A 22,981-nucleotide genomic window follows, 5' to 3' on the forward strand; every position below is an offset into this window, starting at 1 on the left:
CTTAACTGCAGAAGAAGGTCGTGCTTTTTCTGCTTTTTTCTGAAAAACGCTTTTAATTTTAGTTTTTCAATTTAACACAAGCATCTTTAAGATTAGATAAAGCGATTATCTCTTGTCTAACAAATTCTTTAATAGCTACGTTATCTGTTCGAACCAGCGTAAACATATAGTGGCGCAGAATCAATTCAATCAGTTCCCGATAGTTGTTAATTATATTACTACGTAGGGATTTTGCATTGGACTTCTCTAAAGCTAACCCTGCAATAGCAGTACCATAAAGATCTTCAGGCAGACTGAATTTAACAAGCTTTGCTACTGCCAAAAACTGAGACTGGCTTCCATGTATTTGGTTCGCCATTTGCTTCGAAAAATCAACAATATCGCCCTTGTCTGTATATTTTAAAGCTTCTTGTGACAGGTGCAAACAGCGTGTCCTTAAAATAATTGAGTGTACTATAAATTCGCGATCGACTACACTATCTAATTGGAGACCAATTAGCTGCTCTTCACTGTGCGCTTCGGTCCCAGAAGAACACATTACGAACAACAAACACATCCACGTTGCCTTCATAAATTTCACATTTGGGTTGAAGAAGCAATATACGAACTCTACAGCCAACTAAAATACGGTTTCTGTAGGTCAACCTTACCGTTTTACATCGTACAAAAAAGAAAAGAACACGTATAAATACGTATTACAGAATCTTTCTAAACAAATATATGCTGCATAGGTTTTATAAATGACATCTAAAAGTATTATGACAATAGGAAAAACATTTATAATTTCTAACAGATTACCCGTAAAAATTGAAAGAAAGAAAAATAAATTAGTTGTTACCCGTAGCGAGGGGGGATTAGCAACAGGGCTTGGATCCTTCTATCGTGAAGATGGTTCGTGGTGGCTTGGTTGGCCTGGAATAATCCCGAAAAATACGGAGGAAGAAGAGTTTATCCGTAGGGAACTACATTCTCTCAATTTAATACCCGTATTTTTAACGCAAGAGGATATAAAAGGATATTACGAAGGATTTTCGAACGCTGTACTATGGCCACTGTGCCATTACAGACCAAGTTTCGTAGATTTTAATGAGGCATATTGGAATAGCTATCTAAATGTTAGTAACAAATTTGCCGAAGAAGCACTAAAACATCTTGATAGCGATACAAATATCTGGATTCATGATTATCAGTTGATGGTGCTTCCTGAGCTATTACGTAAGCAGGATCAGTCGTTTACCATCGGATATTTTCACCATATACCCTTTCCTCCCGAAGAATTGTTTAAAATGCTGCCGTGGCGTAACCAACTCTTAAAAGGTCTATTGGGAGCAGATCTAATTGGTTTCCATACTTTTGAAGATACTCAAAACTTCCTTAATTCCTGTAGCAATAACTTACGCATGGAAGCCCATTACAACAATCTGAAATGTAATGGGCGCCGAATATTTGTAGAAGCTTTTCCTATGGGAATTGATTATGAAAAGTTCAAAAATGCGGCATTGAGCCCGCAGGTGATACAAAAAGCTCAGGAAGTAAAAGAATATTACAGAAATCAAAAAATAATACTTTCTGTAGATCGGCTAGATTATAGCAAGGGGATCATAGAGCGACTGCGTTCGTTGGAACGATTATTAACATCCCATCCCGAAATGATCGGAAAAATCGTCCTCTATATGTTGATTGTACCTTCGCGGGATCAAGTCTCGGCATACAAAAAGTTACGTAACGATATTGACCAATTAGTAGGAAACATTAATGCCGTTTACGGCAGACCCGGCTGGAGTCCGGTGGCGTATTTTTATCAATCTATTCCTAGCGAAGAATTGTCTGCCCTCTATGTAGCTGCTGACGTCTGCTTAGTAAATTCAATTCGAGACGGAATGAATCTCGTAGCTAAAGAATACATCGCCAGCAAGCAGATTGATAAACGAGGCGTACTACTCCTAAGCGAATTCACCGGCGCTTCCAAAGAATTGACCGATGCCGTACTCATTAATCCACACGATTCTATAAAAGTAAGTGCATCATTATACCACGCGCTAAATATGCCGGCAAAAGAGCAAAAAGAAAGAATACAAGCTTGTCAACATATCGTGGAAAAATTCCACGTATATCATTGGGTAAAGCTATTCATGGAAAAACTGCAGGAAACTAAACATCTTCAACGAAAAGAGTTGGCACGCAAAGTAGCCTATTCAATTCGATCGGCGATACACGACAGGTATACAAATAGCCAAAATCGTTTGTTCTTTTTGGATTATGACGGTACATTGGTGGGTATCAATATAAACGCCGATAAAGCTGTTCCTACTGAGGAAGTTTACAGTTTAATTGATTCTCTTACTGCGGATCCAAACAATACCGTCGTTATCATTAGCGGACGCAGACACCTTGAATTAGAAAAGTGGTTTGGTAAAAAGCCGGTATATTTGATCGGAGAACACGGAATTTGGACCAATTATCCGGATAAAAAATGGCGTGCTAAAAAAGGTATTTCCAACAAATGGAAAAATCATATCAAGGAGATACTTCAACATTATACCGATCGAACTCCAGGAGCTTCTATCGAAGAAAAATCGTATGCCGTTGCTTGGCACTACCGTAAAGTTCAAAAAGGATTGGGGTTATTACAAGCCCATAATCTTATTGTACAATTGAAAAATCTCGCATCAGATTACGGACTGCAGGTCGTACACGGGGATGAGGTAGTGGAAATAAAAGTGATGCAGACAAACAAGGGAAAGGCAGCCTTGGAACTTGTAAACACCATGACCCCGGACTTTATCTTGAGTATAGGCGACGACACGACAGATGAAGATATGTTTCAAGAACTCCCATCTAATACAGTGTCCGTGAAAGTCGGCGACAAACAATCACATGCTAAATTTTATGTCGACACGCAGATCGATGCCTTGAAATTTTTAAAATCCTTTACACACCTAAATGCAGAAAACACAATACCATATGAATAAAAAACATGTTTATGAAAGTGGAATAATAGGAAACTGCTCTTATATAGCTCACGTCCATAAGAGCACGAATATCTCCTGGCTATGTTGGCCTTCTTTTGAAGATAGTTTTATTTTCGGAAAACTATTGGATGAAAATTTAGGTGGAGAATTTTCCTTTAATCTAGAAGGACCGATTGACAGTCAGGAGCAATATTATCTTGAGAATACCAATATTTTGGTAACCGAAGTCAAAGGTCCTAATGCGGGATTTAAAGTAATCGATTTTGCTCCTAGGTTCAATCAATATGAACGGTATTATAAACCGCTCATGCTTGTTCGGATCTTTGAACCGCTCTATGGCAATCCGAAAATTAAAGTAAATTGCGAACCACGCTACTCGTATGGAAAAGAAGGCTTTACCAGATCAAGAGGTAGCAACCACGTGCAATATCACAATACGACGGAAAACATAAGGTTAACGACTAATATTCCGATTAGTCACTTTTTTGATAAAGAAGAGAGCTATATCATCATTAATGAAAAGAAACACTTTATTTTAACCTACGGTGGATTATTCGAAGCGCCATTGGAAAGCACTGCTGAAGATTTCTTACATAAGACAAAAAAATATTGGCGGGAATGGACGAAAAAAGCAAACATTCCAAATTTTTACCAAAAAGAGGTCATACGGTCTGCACTTACGCTGAAGCTACACCAATATGAGGATACAGGAGCAATTATCGCAGCTAGTACAACAAGTCTTCCCGAATCTCCGGGATCTGGAAGAAACTGGGATTACCGGTATTGTTGGGTAAGAGATAGCTTCTATGTGTTAACGGCGCTGGCACATATCGGTAAATTTGAAGAAATGGAGAAATTTGCTTCATATGTAGCCGGGATTACCCAAACGGATGCTGGAAGACTTCAACCTCTTTATGGAATTTTGGGTAAAAAAAGTCTCTACGAGGAAACACTTGAACATCTAGAGGGATATTTGGGCAACAAACCAATTCGTGTCGGTAATCAGGCTTATGAACATATCCAAAATGATGTGTATGGACAGGCCATGATTGCACTGCTTCCACTTTTTACAGACTATCGCTTTCCAGTCGATGAGAGAAAGGATGTTAAGAATTGGCTATTGTACATTTTGGAAAAGATCGAAATGACAATTGATGAAAAAGACGCAGGTATCTGGGAGTTTAGAAACTTCGCGAATCATCATGCTTATTCTAATCTGTTTCAGTGGGCCGGTGCTTCAGCGGCACTTAAAATAGCACACCAAAATGGATACGAGGATATCAGAGAGCGAGCTCAAAAGTTGAAAGAGAAAGCTGCTGACTATATCGAACGCTGTTACGACAGCGAACGAAACCTATACACCAATGCTGTAGGTAGCAGCAACCTCGATGCAAGTACGCTCCAATTAATTATGATGAATTACCTTAAACCAGATGGCGAACGTGCAAAAAGCCATCTCGAGGGGCTGGAAAAAGAATTAAAGGGAAAAGACGGCCTTTTCTATCGATACCTTCATCGCGACGACTTTGGTAAACCGACCACTACATTCTTGGTTTGTGCATTTTGGTACGTAGAAGCGTTGGCCTGTGTAGGACGTGTTGACGAAGCACAGAATATCTTTGAAAAACTGCTAAAATATGGCAACCACCTCATGCTCTTTAGTGAAGACATCAACGAAGATAACGGAAGTCAATGGGGCAATTTTCCACAGGCGTATAGTCATGTGGGGCTTATGAATGCAGCATACCGTATTGCGACCAAATTGGATAAACCGATTTTCCTGACTGACTAAATAGTCGATAGGCGACGTTGGCAATAAGGAAAAAATATTATTAAAAAGCAGTCTGTAACCACAGACTGCTTTTTGCGTATCAATAAAAAATGGAAAGCTAATTGAGTTTATAGCTGGAGAGCGTTGATTTCAATCTCTTACGAGCTATATGGATTCGAGTCTTTACCGTTCCCACCGGAATGGCAAGATGTTTCGCTATTTCATCATATTTATATCCTTCATAAAACATAATAAAACATATATATAAATCTTCCGGTAACTTCGCGAGCGCATAATTGATATCATCTAACATGCATTTATTCTCCCCACGATTGTTAGAGGCCGAATAACGTAAACTGACCGACGAAATCTCTTCTTCTACGGTAATGACCGACTTGGATTTGACAGCACGTCTGTAGTTATTTATAAATGTGTTTTTCATGATCGTCACTAACCACCCTTTCAGATTAGTTCCCTCTTTGAAGTTCTCAAAGTAATGTACTGCTTTTAACATGGTCTCCTGTACCAAGTCGTTAGCGTCGTCGTAGTTTTTGGTTAGATTTTTTGCATAATCCTTTAATAAGTTACTTTGTCCTAGCACCAGGCTGTTAAATTGTACTCTGTCCATAAAAAATCTTTTTAGGGTTTAAAACTTCATTCATGCAAATCTCACGCGACCAAAAATTGGTCTTCCTTTCGTCCTTAATTCATCATCTTAATATCAAATTTTATGCTGATTCCTTCCAAATGAACGAAAACAAGTATAACCACCCTCAAGAAAACGTCTAATAAAAGCCAGCCGCGTATATATACGGCTGTAATCAGCATTTTATCACACAAAAAAATAATTAAACATACCTCAGAAAAAAAAACGCATTATTTATCAATAATGCGTTTATAGCCGTGCGTACGACTCTTGCTCGGAAAGGGTAGGCTATTTGATCAAACCATTCAACACGGCGAATTTAATTAGAGAAGCGGTATTTTTACATCCTGTTTTTTGAATTAAATTCTGACGATGCCCCTCAATCGTTCGTTTGCTAAGAAAAAGCTTATCGGATATTTCGTTGTTAGTCAATCCTTCCCCTAATTTCTCCAACACCTCTAATTCTCTTACCGACAAATTCAGATCAACCTTGTTAGGCATATCGGGGTATGTCATTCGGTTAGAAATTAATCTATTTACATATTGCATACTCAATTCTTCACAGAGATACTTTCCGCCCGCGGCTACGTACCGTATAGCAGAGAGCAATTCTTCTGAATTTACATTCTTAACTAAATAAGCTGAAACGCCTGACTCAAAAGATCTAGCAATATATTGTTCATTATCCATCATTGACAATATAATAATAGCAGGTCTTATTTCGAATTTACTAATAATCTTTGCCAATTCAATTCCATCTAAAGGCTCCATACTTATATCAGAAAGCAATATATCTGGCTGCAATCCCTCATCCAATAATTTTAACACATCCTGTCCATTAGTGGCCACTCCTACTATTTCAATATCTTCTTGACTTTCCAATAATAGACGAATGCCGTCTCTGACCAATTTATGGTCGTCAGCTAACATTATTTTTATCATTTACCTTTATTTTTAAAGACTACTTTAACAACACATCCACTTCCGTCATAATCGATAGAAAGTGTACCTTTCATGACTTCAACTCTATTTTTAATATTTCTTAAACCCGTTCCTTTCAACATACATTCATCGACACCGTTCAAAAAGCCTTGCCCGTTATCTTTTACTTCCATTATTAAATTTTCATCTTTACGAAACAACCTGATCCAAATTTCACTTGCATTCGAATGCTTTAAGCAATTGTTTAAAAGCTCCTGGATAATTCTAAAAACTCCAAACTCATACTCATACGGCAACTGGATATCATCTTCTATATGCGTATGAATCTCCAACTGAGGTACATGTATACGTTTGACCATATCCATAACCGCTTTTTTGAGTCCGAAATCTCTTAAAACGGAAGGTGCCAAATCTTTAGAAAGATCACGTATTTGATGAATGGATTCATCCAGCATACTTTTAATGGGCTGGATATTACTTTTGAATTCAGGGTTTTTCATTAAAAAATGCTGAAGGCTCAACCGGATGCCGTACAATACTTGTGCAAGGCTATCGTGCAAAATAGATCCAAGCTGTTCTCTTTCCCTATCTTGCGCATCAATGATGGCCTCCATAAAGTTAACTTCCACATCGACTTCCGACGCAAATACGCTAACTGTAGAAAATAATAAAACATACAAATCTTCATTATCTGCGATCCGAATCTTTTTAATATAAAAATACAGATACTCTTGTGTAGAACCAGGATAATTGACACGTAGCTTCACCGAGAAAAGCGTATTCTCCTGCTGTTTTTGCAGTATATCGTTCAAGGCCTTAATACTGGCAGAATATAGACCTCCGTAAAGTGAGCTACCCAATATGTCTTCCGATTGGACACCAAGAATTTCTCGCCCTCTTTTATTCAGGTAAACAATTTTTGCGCTTCTATTAATCAACATATAGCCTAGGGGCCCAATGGTGAATAAATCCAAAAATTTCAAAAAACTGCCGAATGACTCAGCATTAAGGTCGTACACAGCTTCCGAATGGATTTCTTCGTGTCTCATTACGGGACTTGCCTCTGGCAGGGATTTAATATTGTCGTCCATACTACTGTCGTCCATACTTTTTTAAAGTTTTACAATCGTTTCACAAAAATCTGATAGATAATAATATATACACACAAACGAGAAAAAAGTTTTCTCGTTTCACTAATTTTTTATTAATTAACAACAAATAATAGCTAGTTTGGCTTTGGCGATGCTAAATATATATATTAATAAAAGTTAATTGCTACGTATAGCTAACCAAAACGTTATTTACAGTACTTTTACTCTACATTTCGAGTATTAATTCTTACTAAAAGCCCATCCTCTTTAGGTGTATTATCAGCAACACCTAAAAAGGATCATAGCCGTTCCGTCGTGGGAAAGAAGACAGTATAAAAAATGTTATTAGTAAAGTACAACACGATACAGGAACAATGCTGCAAAAAATTGATTCTTTAGAGCAACCAATATAAACAGTTACTGAATTCACGACAGTCCAGACCATGAGGTGGACTTCCTAAAAACACTATTCTAACAAAAAAAAAGAAACTAATTCTTGATTTGAGTGCCTTATTATTTTTAGAATTAATTGAATGAATGCTGCACTAAGGCTTTTCTATACTGCTCTAACAAATAGTTAAAACTTTTAGATGATATGCCTGATGTCGAATTCACCACCAAAATGCGAATACTCCTATTTTTGAAATACATTTGCGTTTCAAAAGGGAGCATTATCTTTTTAGGAATCGCTAGCTTAACAGCATTTAACAGAAGGTAATTTCGAAACCATGCCAAGGTACTCGAGTTACCAGAACTGCTGGTGAGTACCAAGGTATGCAAAGCTGAATAATCTTCTAACAGGCTAAAAACATCCAAATATTCTACGGCATGTATAGCGTCATCTAGCGAACTATTTCCAAACCGAATAATTTTCTTTCCCATGGACGACAAACCAACACGTAGTTGATCTAAAATAGCTAAGCGTTCATTGACTGCTTCTTTTCCTTCAAAATATTGTAATTGGTGCTCTGCTAAATTAGCCATCACTTTCCAAAACCTATTAGCCGGATTTGGATAATAGAAATCGATCTTCCGCTTCGCTTGCTGCGAGGGAAATGTACCTAGTATAAGGTGAGTAGATCCCTTTGGAATATAAGGTGCCCACGGCAACGTTTCTATGCTGTAGTTTATACTTGTCTTGTATTTCATTTCCGATTAAAGATATCTAATGTCTCTAATAGAAAAACACAAAATATATTATTGTAAGCAATACGACGGCGATAAGGATAGTCCAATTTAATGTTTTTGCAGCCGGCTTATCATTGGGTTCTTCCCTCGCCGCTTCCGGCACCTCATCATTTTTCACTTTTTCTCTCCACTCTTCCATAAGATTGAAATTTAATGTTAACTATTTATATATTATAAACCCGTTTTTTCGCTTTTGGTTTTTTTTAAAACAGCATTAACCGTGTTTTCTTCGACCGTAGCGCGTATTAATACGATAGAAACGAAATATAATCGTTACATCCCATACGCTAAAAAACCAAAATGAACATTCTTCTTGTTCTATTTGCGCCCCGATCAACAATAAAAATTTAAGTTAACATAAACTGATTTCATTATGTAGAAAGGTAAACTACGTATTGTGTGTTTTTCCGGAATGTGTTCGTAAATGCAAAGCATTTTATCTAAGTTTGAATACACAAAATTTTAGATTTCATATATTTAAAGATGGATAACAAATCTATAGCTAACGTATTCAAGCTTTGCGCTCAGTTGATGGAATTGCACAATGAAAACCCTTTTCGCACAAAAGCTATGGGAAGTGCCTCATTTAAGATCGACAAATTACCATTTTCAGCTATAGATGCATCTCTGGATCAATTGGGTGATCAGCAAGGGATTGGAAAAAGTACCGCCGAAAAAATTAAACAGGTTGTAACTTCCGGCACATTCCCCGACCTAGAAAATCTTTTAGCGAAGACTCCTGAAGGTGTTTTACAAATGCTTAATATCAAAGGATTGGGACCTAAAAAAATACAGATCGTTTGGAAAGGTCTAGCTATAGAATCCGTTGGTGAATTATATTACGCCTGCAATGAGAATCGTTTAATTGAAGCCAAAGGTTTTGGATTGAAAACGCAAGAAGAAGTTAAAAAAGCGATCGAGTTTACGATTGCTAACGAGGGATGGATACTCTATGCCAAAGCATTACCTTCTGCTAATCAAGTTTATACACATTTAAAAAATCAGCTTTCTGCTCACCGTGTTTCGTTTACTGGTGAATTTAGACGCAAATGCGAAGTGCTCGCTAACATCGAACTTTTATCAGATGCGCCAGCAGACGAAATCTACAAAGCAGTTGAAAAATTGAACAACGAAATCGTTGTGAATCAAGATAGACATAGCATTTCATTCAAAGACGAGAATAATTTCTCTTTCGTGGTTTATATTACTTCTGAAAATCAATATGCCAAGGATTTGCTCATAACAACCGGTTCTGAAAAACACCTTGAATTGCTGCAACAAATACAGGTCACAATGCCAGCATTACATTCCGAAGAAGAAATATACCGACAGCTAGGTATAAGTTATATAGAACCTGAACTCAGGGAAGGTTTTGATGAAATCGAATTGGCTAAGGCAAATCAATTGCCCACGTTGATTACGTTTGAAGATCTCAAAGGGACTTTACACAATCACACAACATATAGCGATGGCGTACATACCCTTGCAGAGATGGCTCGGTATTCAAAGGAAGAACTTGGATTAACATATTTGGGGATCTGCGATCACTCTAAAACAGCCGTCTATGCCAATGGATTATCTACCGAACGGTTAGAAGATCAGTGGTTAGAAATAGACCATTTGAACGAGACGTTAGCACCCTTCAAAATATTCAAAGGCGTTGAATCAGACATTCTTTCAGACGGTTCTTTAGACTATCCTGATATTGTATTGTCAAAATTTGATTTTGTAGTAGCATCCGTACACAGCAACCTGAAGATGGAGGAATCTAAAGCTACAGCACGATTAGTGAAAGCAATTGAAAATCCATATACGACAATCTTAGGACATCCGACAGGAAGATTGCTCTTATCCAGAGCGGGTTACCCTATTGATTATAAAAAGGTAATTGACGCCTGCGCCGCTAATAATGTTGTAATTGAAATTAATGCAAATCCGCTGCGTCTGGATTTAGATTGGCGTTGGCACCGGTATGCGCTGGACAGGGGTGTGCTGTTATCTATAAACCCTGATGCCCACCGTACAGAAGGTTTATTAGATATGCATTATGGTGTCTTTGTGGCAAGAAAAGGGGGATTATCAAAAGATAAATGCTTAAATGCATATAACTTAAACGAGATTTCAGCATACTTTTCGAGCAAAAAATCAAAAACTCACAACACGTAACACCGTCTACTTGTTAAAACGATATATTGAGGCACATTATTGAATGAAAGTATTTATTGCGAGAAATATTCCTGAGAAAGCTATCGAACACCTAAAAGAAAAAGGGTTAGAGGTATCAATAAACAGAACGAGTAAGCACCTAACCCGGGAACAATTGATATCACAGTGTCGAGATAAGGATTTTTTGATACTCGTGGGCAATGCCAAACTTGATTCCTATTTCTTCGAGCAATGTGCTCACCTGAAAGGAATCGCCCTTACCGCTGTTGGGTTCGACCACATCGATCTTGATGCGGCGACCAAAGCAGGAATACCCGTTAGTAACACTGCGGGCTCGCTCCGTAAAACAACTGCAGACATTGCTTTCCTTTTAATGATCGCTGTATCTCGGAAGGCATTTTTCCAAGCGAAGGAAGTCAGAGAGAAACAAAAAAAATCATTTGATTTTATGGAGGATCTTGGTATAGAAATTGAAAATAAAACCTTGGGAATATATGGACTAGGTGACATTGGGTTAGAGTTTGCTAAAATGGCGAAAGCTGCGTACGGAATGAAAATTATTTATCATAACAGAACTATAAATAAGGAAGCGGAGAACTTAGTGGGCGCAAAATATGTCAGTTTTGATAATTTGCTGACACGAAGTGATGTTATTTCTGCACATGTAAACCTCTCGCCCGAGACGAAATACAAGTTTAATAAAGATGCATTCGAAAAGATGAAAAAATCCGCTATTTTCATTAACACAGCAAGGGGAAAAATACATCAGGAAGAAGATTTAATAGCCGCCTTACAACAAGGAGAGATATGGGGAGCAGGATTAGATGTAACGGATCCTGAACCTATCTCTCCAGAAAATCCGTTGTTGGAGATGCCTACAGTCTGCATACTACCGCATATTGGATCCGCTACAGTAGAGGCCCGCACAAAAATGGCTGTAATGGCCGCTAATAATATTATATGTGCTAAAACGGGGTCCAAAATGCCTCAGGTTATTAACAAAGAAGTCTATAAGAAGTAGCAAACTATATATGAGGGTGTCCCTTATGTTTGTCTTGAACAAATGTAGGAGACACCCTCATAAAAAATACAACATCACAGCATTAACCGGTGATGCTAGGTACATTTACAACCTCATTTGTATCTGCCTCGTAATCGATCGAATCGAGATTAAAACCAAATAGGTTAAAGAAATCCTTCCGGTACCCTTTTATATCAGAAATCTCTTCTAAGTTTTCAGTAGTGGCTTGTTCCCACAATTTAGCAACCTCCGCCTGTACATCTGGACGCATCTCTAAATCATCTACACGGATACGACCTTTTTCATCCAACTGCACATTGCCACCATTATACAGGCGTTCTGCAAATAAGCGCTGCATTTGTTCTATAGTACCCTCATGGATGCCTTTCTCTTTCATCACCTTATAAAGCAACGAAATGTATAAAGGTACGACTGGGATAGCCGAACTAGATTGTGTTACCAATGCCTTATTCACAGATACGTAAGAAACACCCCCCAAGTCTTTTAGCAATTCATTTAACGCAGGAACTGTCCCTTCTAAATCATCTTTGGCCTGGCCTATTGTACCATTTCGATAAATCGGATATGTCAACTCAGGGCCAATGTAGGAATAGGCTACCGTCTTAATCCCTTCTGCCAATACCCCAGCAGCTTTTAAATCTTCGATCCAAAATTTCCAATCTTCACCTCCCATTACGGCAACAGTATTTGTAATATCCTCCTCGTTTTCTACGGGTTGAATCGATATATCAGAAATCACACCGGTATGGAAATCAACTGTTTTATTTGTAAAACTTTGTCCAATAGGTTTTAATACCGAACCATGTGCCACACCTGTTTTTGGATGGGTACGGCGTGGAGATGCTAATGAATACACCACTAAATCTACTGTTCCTAAATCTTTTTTTATCAGATCGATAGTTTGTTTTTTGATCTCGTCGGAAAAGGCATCACCATTAATACTTTTAGCATATAAACCCGCTGCTTGCGCTTCTTTTTCAAAAGCAGCGGAATTATACCAACCAGCAGTCCCTGGTTTGCCAGCTGCTGCGGGTTTTTCAAAAAATACGCCAATAGTAGCGGCGTCAGAACCAAAAGCAGCGCTAATACGAGAAGCCAATCCAAATCCGGTAGAAGCACCTATGACCAATACTTTTTTCGGTCCATCGGTAATCTTACCTTTTGATTTTACGTATTCAACTTGATCCTTAACATGTTGTGCCGTCCCTTCGGGATGCGACGTCAAACAAATAAATCCTCTTACACGGGGTTGTATAATCATGTTTTTATATTAACAAGTTCCAAATTTCAATTTAAGGTACAAATTAAGTAATTTTTAAGGAATATACGGCAATTGCCACGCTTATTAGTTCTCTTCAAAAACATCAGTTGCTGGAAAAGTAAATTTTTGTAAATATAATAGGGATATCGAAATGTTAATTTCAATATCCCTACTTGATGTGATATCTATTTTTATTTGATGTGCGCCCTCAACATCCAAGCTGTCTTCTCATGTTTTTCCAGAATACCAACCAGAAAATCTTCGGTTCCTGCATCACCTGCTTTTCCGACAAGCTCGATATCTTTTCGAACAGAAATAATCAGACTTTCAATATCATTTAACAGCTCCTTGATATAACCCTGACTATCATTTTTACCGTATTTCATTTCGGTCAACTGTGTAAATTCCAGAAATTGCTTCATTGTACCAATAGCGAAGTGACCAACGGAGCGGACACGTTCGGCAATCTCGTCTATTAACTCCGCTAATTCACCGTAGATAGTTTCAAAAAATAGGTGTTGCGCATGAAAATCCGGTCCCTCCACATTCCAATGTGCATTTCTTACCTTCGTATACAGTACGTTTTCATCCGCCAACAGCTTATTCAAAATCTGTGCGACAGTGGCCGTGTCTTTTTCTTTAATTCCAATGTTTGCTTTCATTTTTTTTATTTTTTTGGTTTAGTTATAAGAAATCTCTTCTGCAAGGTAACAGGGACATTTTAGTAGTAAATTAATCTTTAAAAGGTTGCATGATAAGTCATTTAGTATTTACTTGCCTCGTTTAATAACGTTAGCGACTCATGCGATAGATTCAACTCGACTGCCGTTATGAACGGGCCTAAATGTATTGCTTTAGTAGCGCTGACTATCGGTGCAGTGACAGTGGATTGTGCCAGCAACCAGGCCAATGCAATTGCCGCAGGGCTTGTGTTGTTCTCTGCTGCCACATGAGCCAAAGCCTTTATAATACGTTCTCCCCTTTCACTCCAGTATTTTTGCTTTACCCCCTCACCTCTATCCGACTTCGTAAAATCATTCTCCGTTTGGTACTTCCCTGTTAGAAATCCGCTAGCAAGGGAATAATAAGGAATCACGCTTAACTCAAAGTTTTGCGCTATTTGTTGATAGTTTTGTTCAAATTTTTCTCGGTCGAATAGATTATACAGGGGTTGAAGAGATTGATAGCGTGCAATTTTCAATCCTTCACTCACATATAGGGACTCTTTTAATCGTTGTGGAGAAACATTGGAGGCTCCAATCGAACGTACCTTTCCTACTTTTATCAGATCTTCATAAGCCCGTAACGTTTCCTCTACCGGTGTTTTTTCACTGTCAAAATGCGTTTGGTATAAGTCGACGTAATCTGTCTTCAAACGCCGTAAAGACCGTTCTACCTGTTGAAAAATATGTTCCTTGGTATTAATAGGCTCAGGAATATCAGAAGAAGTACCACCGACCTTGGTCATCACTATAATTTTATCCCTATTGCCGCGTGAAGATAACCAATTTCCAATAATCGTTTCCGATTCACCTCCCAAATTCCCAGGAACCCAATAGGAATATTGATTTGCCGTATCAATACCGTTAAAGCCTAAGTCTACGAATTCATCTAAGATGTCAAATGCTTGTTTTTCATCTAGTGTCCATCCAAATACGTTGCCTCCAAATATAATAGGAGCAACTGACAAGTTCGATTTTCCAATTTTTCTTTTAACCATAAACAAAGTCATTTACGAATACAACAACAATTTACCTTTTAAGTTTGAATCTGCATCCGCTCATCGTACATTTAATTGTCATAAATTTCGGTATTCTTACTATTTTTGCGGTATAGAATAAATTACACTATGCGGTCGTCACCTTTTGTTTTCTGTCAAAATAAGTTGTCTTCTACTGATGGAGACGCTTGCACGAGTTACGTCTCTTACGGACCGCGTTTGAACGACAGTATGCGCAGGTTTCATTCGTTTACTACCGATGTATCTCATATAGAAAAACCGCAGAAGTTCACATTTCCTTTTTATTACGAGCCTCACGCGTTAAGCATATTAGCGACCAATGAGTTACAAAAATACTTGAAGGAACAAGATGATTTCGTCCATAATTTTGGATTGGACGAAAGAGGGGAAGGTTTGGTAATTGGAAAAATGTTTGGCGTGCTTGTAGCAGAAACTCATTCCGGTGAAATTGGCTTTTTAGCAGCCTGCTCGGGTAAACTTGCCGGCCGAAATCAACATCATTATTTTGTCCCTCCTATTTTCGACATGTTGGATGAAGACGGGTTCTTTCTGAAAGAAGAATCGACCATCAACCAGCTGAATCGAGAAATCGAGAAATTAGAAGCTAGTGAGGAGCTTAAATCTGCGATTGCAGATTTGGAAAAAACTAATGAAACTGCGTTCGCTAAATTAGCAGAAATGCGTGTGTTGCATAAGCAGAATAAAGCTGAGCGCAAAGCAGTACGAGCAAATCAGAAAATCGCGTTGGAGGAAATGAAATACAAAGAAGTAGAGACCGATTTGATAAAACAGAGCTACCGCGATCAGCATGAATTTGATGTACTAAAAGCGCTATGCAAATTGGATGTGGAGCAAGCAAAATTTGTCGTAGATCAATTTCGGCAACAAATCGCAAGCTTGAAAGAAAGCCGTAAGCAAAAATCTGCCGCGTTACAACGCAAACTTTTTGATCAGTATCAATTCCTCAATGCGTACAGAGAGAATAAAAATGTTTTGGACATTTTCGAAGAGGCAAATAATATCATGCCGCCGGCGGGTGCCGGAGAATGTGCGGCACCAAAACTCCTCCAATACGCATATCAAAATGATTTAAAGCCAGTATGTATGGCTGAATTTTGGTGGGGGGCTTCGCCTTCCTCCGAAGTGCGCAAACATAAAAGTTTCTACCCAGCATGCCGGGGTAAGTGCGAACCTATTTTGGGTCATATGTTACAAGGACTAGAGCTAGACAAAAACCCCTTGTTGCAAAATCCAGCTGTCGGTAAAGATCTGGAAATAATATTTGAAGACGAGCATCTAATAGTCATTAATAAACCCGCGGAATTCTTGTCTGTACCCGGCATTCATATCCAGGACAGTGTACAGCGAAGGATTTTGACCCGCAACCCGGAGATCACGGGACCGTTAATCATCCACCGCTTAGATATGTCAACTTCGGGGATACTTGTGCTCGCAAAACACAAACATGCGCACCAGTTCATCCAAGATCAATTCATCCGTCATAAAGTGCAAAAACGGTATACTGCTTTACTCGATGGATTGATTACACACACGAAGGGACTAGTTGATCTACCTTTACGGGTAGATTTGGATGACAGGCCGCGTCAAGTAGTTTGCTACGAATACGGCAAGGCAGCACAAACTAAATTTGAGGTAGTTAATATAGAAAATGGAAAAACACGTGTACATTATTTTCCATTAACAGGACGAACGCATCAATTACGGGTTCACTCGGCGCATAAGCTTGGCTTAAACACGCCTATTGTGGGAGATGACTTATATGGAACAAAGGCGAATAGGCTCTACCTACATGCGGGTTTTATTTCTTTTGTTCATCCAATTTCTCTAAAAGTAATTGAATTCGAAATAACAGATCCATTTTAATTTACTACTTTAGTTTCAAAATGGTGACCAATGGCTACAGAAGTTTTAAAATATGCGTATCAGCACCCACTTTTTCAGTTTAAAGATCTGGAATTAATATTTAATGCCCATTCTAAATTGGTGCATTCAAAGGGAGACTTTTTATTAGAAAAAGGGCATATTGCGAATGAGTACTTTATTATAGAAAATGGATTAGTGCGTAATTATCTCCATGATTATGAGGGCAACGAGATAACCACAGGATTTGTTGGAAATAATGAGGTGCTGATTGAAGTTGCTTCCCTATTCCAGCGTATTCCTACGTATGAATATATCCAATGCCTTACAGATTGCACGCTTTGGAAAATCACATATGATGATTTCCAAGAACTATTTCATCAAATACCCGCGTTTCGGGAATGGGGACGCGCTTGGATGTCTTTCGAACTATACAAAAGTAAATTGAGAGCAATAGAAATGATAACGTTGCCAGCTTCTAAACGTTACCTCCAACTTATCCAAAAAAATCCGCAAATCATACAACAAGCACCACTAAAACACATCGCTACTTATTTAGGTGTAACAGATACTTCTTTAAGCCGTATACGGAAAGAATTATCTCACTTGTAGCCCTATTCTATCTATGTCTTATCCGATAATTGAAGATACAACTTACATCCAAGAAGACGTTGAAGTGAAAGAATTTCGTCTTGCTGAATATGAGAACTGTCGATTTGAGAACTGTAATTTCGAAGGACAAGACCTGTCTCAGTTCCGATTTTTAAATTGCGAATTTGTTCGTTGTAATTTGTCGCTGACAAATATGCAAAACGTTACACTGCAAGACGGTATTTTTAAAGAATGTAAAATGCTAGGTATCCGATTTGATTTATGCAATCCCTTTAACCTATCCTTTACGTTTTACAATTGCTTACTGGATCACTCTTCTTTTTACAAAACTGTTGTTAAAAAGACAATATTCCGAGCCTGCGAATTAAAGGAGGTCGACTTTGAACAATGTAATCTTACCCAATCTATCTTTGACGAATGTAATTTGTTGCACAGTAAATTTTTTCAAAGCATACTTGAAAAAGTAGACTTCAGATCCGCATACAATTATACCATCGACCCAGATAACAATAAGCTTAAAAAAGCTAAATTTTCGTTATTAGGCCTACCAGGGCTATTAGAAAAGTATAATATCGACATAAGCTAAGTGGAGATGGTAGATACAAAACAAAAACCAATTATCAGATTAACTGTTATCTCATAAACTTGAACAATCATGGAAAAAAATCTTGTTGCTAAAGCTGCCATTCAAATTCAAAAACCTATAGCAGAAGTCTTCGAAGCGATCATAGATCCCGAAAAAATGTCTCGTTACTTCATCTCAAAAAGTACAGGAAGACTAGACACGTCTAATACCGTTGAATGGAGTTTTCCAGAGTTTGAGGGCGCTTTTCCGGTAGAAGCCAGGGAAATTCAACCCTTTAGTTATATTTCCTTCGACTGGAGCGGTGGTGCAGAAGATATGCTCGTTGAAGTCTTTCTCGAACCACAGGAAAATAATTCTACCGTAGTGCGCGTTAAAGAAAAGCAAATGAAAGCTGACGAAAACGGTATACAACAGGCTATAGGTCAGTCCGAAGGTTGGGCCAACTTTTTGGCCTGTTTAAAAGCCTATCTGGAATATGGGATCAATCTGAGAAAAGGTGCATTCGATTTTAGGAAGGAAGATTAACGACAGAAAAAGCGCTACCTTTTTCTATTCGAAATCATCCAACATCCAATAGTTTTATTGGCAATATCATATTTATCCCCTCATTATAACGGTATTCTATCATTCGACATCTTATTTTAACAGAACCTACTTCCCTACAGGAATGAATCTCTCAAACTCTAAACAAAAAAATAAACCACTGAAAAAGAGTGAATTAAAAATAAAATTAGCTTTTAGAATTCTCACAAAAACAATTTGATTAATTCGTAACATTGTTATTTTTCTAGGGAATTAACATTATATTTGGAATAGATTGACGTGTTAAAGCCCTGCTCCTTTCATTGTTAATTCATTATCCATTTTAAGACAAATATTTCTTTATGTTAACGCTTACCAATTGCGAAGATGAAAAAATTCATATTCCCAATAAAATTATTCAGAATGGATATTTAATAGCTTTTAGCCTATCAGGTAAAGCGAAATATGTAAGTGAAAATTTGCGGAATTTGTTTCCAACAGGGCTTGAATTTTTAGGTCTAAATATGACCTCGTTTATTGAAACGCATCTAGAAAATTACATTACGCCTATACGCACTTCTGTAGAAGCGGTAACACTAGCGCACGAAGAACTATGCGTTATCGATTTGAAAGAACACGATTGCTATCTTTCCATATATCACCATCACCATTTAATTTACTTTGAATTTGAAGAAATTTACAATCCGCTAAGCGGAAATAACGTCTTTTATAATATATTTTCGAAATTTAACCAGCCCGCTATATTGTGGAATAATCTATGCGATGTAATTTCTGAAATAATTGATTTTGACCGGGTTATGATCTACCAATTTCTTGAAGATAGTAGCGGTAAAGTTATTGCAGAAAAAGTAAAGAATAGTCTACCTAGTTATTTAAAAATGTGTTATCCTGAATTTGATATCCCAAAACAGGCTAGGGAATTGTATCTAACAAACCATTTCCGGTTGATTCCAGACGTTGAGGCTCCTCAGATATGTCTGATCGGAAATACATCGGATCCGCTAGATCTCAGCAGAAGTAATGTTCGTGCGGTATCTCCTATTCATTTAGAATATTTGAAAAATTCGGGAATACGAGCTAGTTATAGCATATCCATCATTATCAATGACAAATTATGGGGATTAGTTGCCTGCCAGAATATAGAACCTAAGTTTATAGACCTAAAAACCCGGATTACGACTAATACAATAACCCAGTTTGTGGTGAATAAATTTACCGCTAATACAAATTCGGACCTGATCAGAGAGGCCGAAAAACTAAAATTCATTGAATTAGATATCAAAGGCAAGCTTTTTTTACATGGTTCGATCGAACAGGCCTTGGTGGACAACCTGGAAGGTTTATGCAAGTTGGTTGATGCCGATACAATTGTATATACTAAAGATGAAAATATCCGCTATTTTGGAACCCCGATTGCCGAAGAAACGCTCAAAAGAATAGTTCAATTTTTTAAGACCAATTTTCAATCTGACGAAGAAATTTATTCTTCAAATACATTCCTAAAAGATTTTGGTGAAAAATTAAATTTGGGATCGAACCTTGGTGGCATTGCTCTGGTTCGTCTGGATGCGTTAAGAAAAGAAAATATTTTGTGGATTAGAAAAGAACAGCTTCAACACAAAATATGGGCAGGTTCTCCAACCAAACTACTAATTCTTAGCGAAGATAAAAGGAATTTAAAAATTTCACCGCGAAAATCTTTTGAAGCATGGAAAGAAACCGTCAAAGGAACATCTTTTATGTGGAATGACAAAGACATATACCTTATTAGGCGTATTCGTACTCTAATCGTTGAATCGGCACTTTTGAAGTCAGAACAAATTCAAAAACTGAACAACGAGTTATCGGAAGCAAACAATGAATTAGAAAATTATGCACACACTATTTCCCACGATTTAAAAAATCCGCTTTCGGTACTCAAGTTGAGTGCACAAGTCCTCCGAAGCAAGCCTTTCACGGATCCGATTTTTATAGAGAAACACCTCAATCACATTTTAGATAGTGTGTCTTCTATGGAAGATATGATAAAATCTATATTAGAGATTTCTAGAACTAAAAACACCGAACTCTTTATGGAAGAAATTAACCCCGAACAGTTAATTCATAAATTGTTCAATCAATCCAAAGTGATTTACAGTGCGCCCAACACGCATCTCATCCTTAAAAACATAAATTATTTATATACCAATCAGACCTTAATTGCTCAGGTATTCATGAACCTCATGAGTAATGCTGTTAAGTATTCATCAAAATCGACAACTCCTACAGTTACCATAGATAGTTATAAGGAAGAGGAATATACAATTTACGAAATCGCCGATAACGGAATAGGCATTGAAGCAAGCGAAGCCGACAAAATATATCGTAAATTTATTCGATTAGGCAATGCTGCTGATTTTGACGGTGTAGGACTGGGCCTTTCAATTGTATATAAAATTATGAATAGGTTGAAAGGTAAAATATCATTTATCAGTAAACCAAATGAAGGAGCTACATTTATTATCAAAATCTTAAATAAAAAATATCAGGATTCCGACTAAATTCCTTCTATTCTAGAAAACTTAATTTAAGAAACCAAAATCGGGCATCTTAGCGTGAAATCAAATCCGATTCCAATACAATTGTCATTAAATAAATTGGACTTATTCATCTGATAGCGCTATTAACCAGGGTGGGGTTGTATTTTTTAAAAACATTAAATGTTATGCCTACTCGCTGTTGACATACTGTTGTCAAAACATGTACCTAACTTTGATCATCTTATCCAGTGAACGTGAGGTGCATAGGAATAATGAAATACAAATACTTCGTCAAAACTTGTCTTATGGCAAGTTTTATATTCGAAATGTAAAGTATATTTAAAATGTAAAGAATAATATATTATATATCGATGAAAATTTTAAAATACGTTATTTGTATACTCTTTGGTGCCATGTTTATCAATGCGGGCCTCAATAAGTTCATCATGTACATGCCTACGCCGGAGCTGGAAGGTGAATTACAAAAAGTTAGCGAAGCGATGACCAGCATAAAATGGCTGTTACCGTTGGTGGGTATTATCGAAGTACTGGGCGGACTTCTATTTATTATTCCCAGAACGCGCGCCTTAGGTGCAATAATGATGCTTCCTATTATGGTGGGTGTGGTCTTACAAAATGCTATATATTCACCCTCTACATTATCAATAGCGGGTGTATTATTGCTGATCAATTTGTATATCTTATTTGATGAGAGACGCAAATACAAACCTATGATTGAAAAGTAATCGTTTAAAAGATTATCAAACTTAGAAATCAAGAGATTTAAAAAAGTAAAACAACCATTCAAAAAAATAATATTTAGAAATCATGACAAAAGTACACGCTTATTTAAACTTTAACGGTAATTGTGAAGAGGCCTTTAAATTTTACGAACAAGTTTTTAACAAAGAAAACACAGGTTTTTACCGTTTTGGTGACATGCCTTCGGATCCAGAATACCCACTACCTGAAGAGGCTAAAAATCTAGTTTCTCACACCTCCATCGCACTCAATGAATCGACTATGCTTATGGGTTCAGACTGTTTTGAGGGATTTGGTCAAAAAGCTACCCAAGGCACCAATACCTATATTATGTTAGATACCGATACTCCCGAAGAGGCGACAGCACTTCATGCAGCGCTATCTGTCGACGCGCAAAATATAGAAATGCCGCTGGGAGAACAATTCTGGGCAGAACTTTTTAGTTCTTTTACGGACAAATACGGGATCTCTTGGATGATACATTTCGAGGGGAACAAAAAGATGTAATGAAAACCGATCTCGCCTCTAGCGAGAGAGCTTATTAATCCCTTAAAAAACTTAAATTTATCAATAAATAAGTAGACGGTTTAGTGATGATATCCGATTTGATTTTCTTGGCGAAATGTTATAGTCATTTCAAAGAAGTTAACATGATAAATGAAAACTGCAAAAAGCATAATCATAATAAAATGGCGAAACACATTATATTTCTACGTGGCGTTAATGTATCTGGGAAAAACAGTATTAAGATGCAAGATTTAAAACTCTTTCTAACAGATGCCGGATTTGATGGGGTAATGTCCTACATTCAAAGTGGAAATATAGTGCTTTCCTCTCCCCTTTCCAAAAAAGAAGTAAAATCGGCTATACATCAGCTTATTCAGGAGAAATTAGGATTAGATATCGAAGTTTTTGTAGTGACTGGCGAAGAGCTAAATCAGGCACTTTTAAACAACCCCTTTCAGGCAGAACATGAACCCAATAGGTTATTCATTACATTTTTATCTGATCGACCGAGTACCGATCTGATCAATAAGTTGCAAGAAAAAGATCACGGACGAGAAGAATTTCAGCTCATTAATAATATGCTATATTTTTACCTGCCAGAAGGAATGGCAAAATCCAAAATGAATAACAATTATTTTGAAAAAGCGCTAAAAATAAAAGCTACAGGACGAAATTTAAATACCGTGCAAAAATTAGCAAGTCTCATCCGGTAAAGACAATCCGATCTCGCCTATAGCGAGATCGGATTGTC

Annotated in this window: 21 protein-coding genes; 12 read left to right on the forward strand and 9 right to left on the reverse strand. The window is 37.5% G+C overall.

Annotated features, from left to right (window positions below; genetic code table 11):
• Positions 1-58 precede the first annotated feature (58 nt).
• Complete coding sequence (locus tag C4F40_RS08595; protein ID WP_196938921.1) at positions 59-571, reverse strand: hypothetical protein; 513 nt, start codon at positions 569-571, stop codon at positions 59-61.
• Positions 572-758: 187 nt separating this feature from the next.
• On the opposite strand from C4F40_RS08595, the gene C4F40_RS08600 reads away from it, so the two are divergent.
• Together C4F40_RS08600 and C4F40_RS08605 are read left to right on the forward strand one after the other, a co-directional pair.
• Positions 759-2,972, forward strand: coding sequence for a bifunctional alpha,alpha-trehalose-phosphate synthase (UDP-forming)/trehalose-phosphatase (locus C4F40_RS08600; RefSeq protein ID WP_231389969.1), 2,214 nt, complete (start codon positions 759-761; stop codon positions 2,970-2,972).
• Positions 2,965-4,764: a glycoside hydrolase family 15 protein gene (locus tag C4F40_RS08605; RefSeq protein WP_196938922.1), complete on the forward strand. Its 1,800-nt coding sequence runs from the start codon at positions 2,965-2,967 to the stop codon at positions 4,762-4,764. The genes C4F40_RS08600 and C4F40_RS08605 overlap by 8 nt, the downstream gene beginning before the upstream one ends.
• A gap of 97 nt (positions 4,765-4,861) precedes the next feature.
• Here the strand turns inward: C4F40_RS08605 and C4F40_RS08610 are convergent, their stop codons facing one another.
• The 5 genes from C4F40_RS08610 to C4F40_RS08630 all read right to left on the reverse strand — a co-directional run bounded on the left by C4F40_RS08610 (position 4,862) and on the right by C4F40_RS08630 (position 8,749).
• Complete coding sequence (locus tag C4F40_RS08610; protein WP_196938923.1) at positions 4,862-5,371, reverse strand: RNA polymerase sigma factor; 510 nt, start codon at positions 5,369-5,371, stop codon at positions 4,862-4,864.
• 306 nt (positions 5,372-5,677) lie between these two features.
• On the reverse strand, positions 5,678-6,331 hold the full coding sequence (locus C4F40_RS08615) for a response regulator transcription factor (RefSeq protein WP_196938924.1): 654 nt from the start codon (positions 6,329-6,331) through the stop codon (positions 5,678-5,680).
• Positions 6,328-7,437, reverse strand: coding sequence for a sensor histidine kinase (locus tag C4F40_RS08620; protein WP_196938925.1), 1,110 nt, complete (start codon positions 7,435-7,437; stop codon positions 6,328-6,330). The genes C4F40_RS08615 and C4F40_RS08620 overlap by 4 nt, the downstream gene beginning before the upstream one ends.
• A gap of 510 nt (positions 7,438-7,947) precedes the next feature.
• Complete coding sequence (locus C4F40_RS08625) at positions 7,948-8,571, reverse strand: hypothetical protein (protein WP_196938926.1); 624 nt, start codon at positions 8,569-8,571, stop codon at positions 7,948-7,950.
• A gap of 25 nt (positions 8,572-8,596) precedes the next feature.
• Positions 8,597-8,749, reverse strand: coding sequence for a hypothetical protein (locus C4F40_RS08630; protein WP_196938927.1), 153 nt, complete (start codon positions 8,747-8,749; stop codon positions 8,597-8,599).
• A gap of 344 nt (positions 8,750-9,093) precedes the next feature.
• Here C4F40_RS08630 and C4F40_RS08635 point away from each other — a divergent pair, with 344 nt between their 5' ends.
• Both C4F40_RS08635 and C4F40_RS08640 read left to right on the forward strand, forming a co-directional pair.
• On the forward strand, positions 9,094-10,776 hold the full coding sequence (locus C4F40_RS08635; RefSeq protein WP_196938928.1) for a DNA polymerase/3'-5' exonuclease PolX: 1,683 nt from the start codon (positions 9,094-9,096) through the stop codon (positions 10,774-10,776).
• 43 nt (positions 10,777-10,819) lie between these two features.
• Positions 10,820-11,797: a 2-hydroxyacid dehydrogenase gene (locus C4F40_RS08640; protein ID WP_196938929.1), complete on the forward strand. Its 978-nt coding sequence runs from the start codon at positions 10,820-10,822 to the stop codon at positions 11,795-11,797.
• Positions 11,798-11,879: 82 nt separating this feature from the next.
• Here C4F40_RS08640 and fabV read toward each other — a convergent pair whose 3' ends face one another.
• The 3 genes from fabV to C4F40_RS08655 form a co-directional block, all read right to left on the reverse strand.
• A complete protein-coding gene (fabV, locus tag C4F40_RS08645) occupies positions 11,880-13,079 on the reverse strand; it encodes an enoyl-ACP reductase FabV (protein WP_196938930.1) in 1,200 nt (399 codons plus the stop codon).
• A gap of 191 nt (positions 13,080-13,270) precedes the next feature.
• Positions 13,271-13,741, reverse strand: coding sequence for a Dps family protein (locus C4F40_RS08650; protein ID WP_196938931.1), 471 nt, complete (start codon positions 13,739-13,741; stop codon positions 13,271-13,273).
• A 101-nt stretch (positions 13,742-13,842) separates the two neighbouring features.
• On the reverse strand, positions 13,843-14,799 hold the full coding sequence (locus tag C4F40_RS08655; RefSeq protein ID WP_196938932.1) for an aldo/keto reductase: 957 nt from the start codon (positions 14,797-14,799) through the stop codon (positions 13,843-13,845).
• Positions 14,800-14,928: 129 nt separating this feature from the next.
• Between C4F40_RS08655 and C4F40_RS08660 the strand changes: the two genes are divergently transcribed.
• The 8 genes from C4F40_RS08660 (at position 14,929) to C4F40_RS08695 (ending at position 22,943) form a co-directional block, all read left to right on the forward strand.
• Positions 14,929-16,704: a pseudouridine synthase gene (locus C4F40_RS08660; RefSeq protein ID WP_231389970.1), complete on the forward strand. Its 1,776-nt coding sequence runs from the start codon at positions 14,929-14,931 to the stop codon at positions 16,702-16,704.
• A gap of 30 nt (positions 16,705-16,734) precedes the next feature.
• Complete coding sequence (locus tag C4F40_RS08665) at positions 16,735-17,313, forward strand: Crp/Fnr family transcriptional regulator (RefSeq protein WP_196938933.1); 579 nt, start codon at positions 16,735-16,737, stop codon at positions 17,311-17,313.
• A 13-nt stretch (positions 17,314-17,326) separates the two neighbouring features.
• Entirely contained in the window at positions 17,327-17,899 is a 573-nt protein-coding gene (locus C4F40_RS08670; RefSeq protein ID WP_196938934.1) for a pentapeptide repeat-containing protein, read from the forward strand.
• 69 nt (positions 17,900-17,968) lie between these two features.
• Positions 17,969-18,424 (forward strand): SRPBCC domain-containing protein, encoded by a 456-nt coding sequence (locus C4F40_RS08675; RefSeq protein WP_196938935.1) that lies wholly within the window; start codon positions 17,969-17,971, stop codon positions 18,422-18,424.
• Positions 18,425-18,783: 359 nt separating this feature from the next.
• On the forward strand, positions 18,784-20,982 hold the full coding sequence (locus C4F40_RS08680; RefSeq protein WP_196938936.1) for a GAF domain-containing sensor histidine kinase: 2,199 nt from the start codon (positions 18,784-18,786) through the stop codon (positions 20,980-20,982).
• A 350-nt stretch (positions 20,983-21,332) separates the two neighbouring features.
• A complete protein-coding gene (locus C4F40_RS08685; protein WP_196938937.1) occupies positions 21,333-21,707 on the forward strand; it encodes a DoxX family protein in 375 nt (124 codons plus the stop codon).
• Between the two features lie 82 nt (positions 21,708-21,789).
• On the forward strand, positions 21,790-22,230 hold the full coding sequence (locus tag C4F40_RS08690; protein ID WP_196938938.1) for a VOC family protein: 441 nt from the start codon (positions 21,790-21,792) through the stop codon (positions 22,228-22,230).
• A gap of 182 nt (positions 22,231-22,412) precedes the next feature.
• Entirely contained in the window at positions 22,413-22,943 is a 531-nt protein-coding gene (locus C4F40_RS08695) for a DUF1697 domain-containing protein (RefSeq protein WP_196938939.1), read from the forward strand.
• Positions 22,944-22,981: the final 38 nt, after the last annotated feature.

The organism is Sphingobacterium pedocola (genome assembly GCF_015209965.1).
Lineage (GTDB): Bacteria > Bacteroidota > Bacteroidia > Sphingobacteriales > Sphingobacteriaceae > Sphingobacterium > Sphingobacterium pedocola.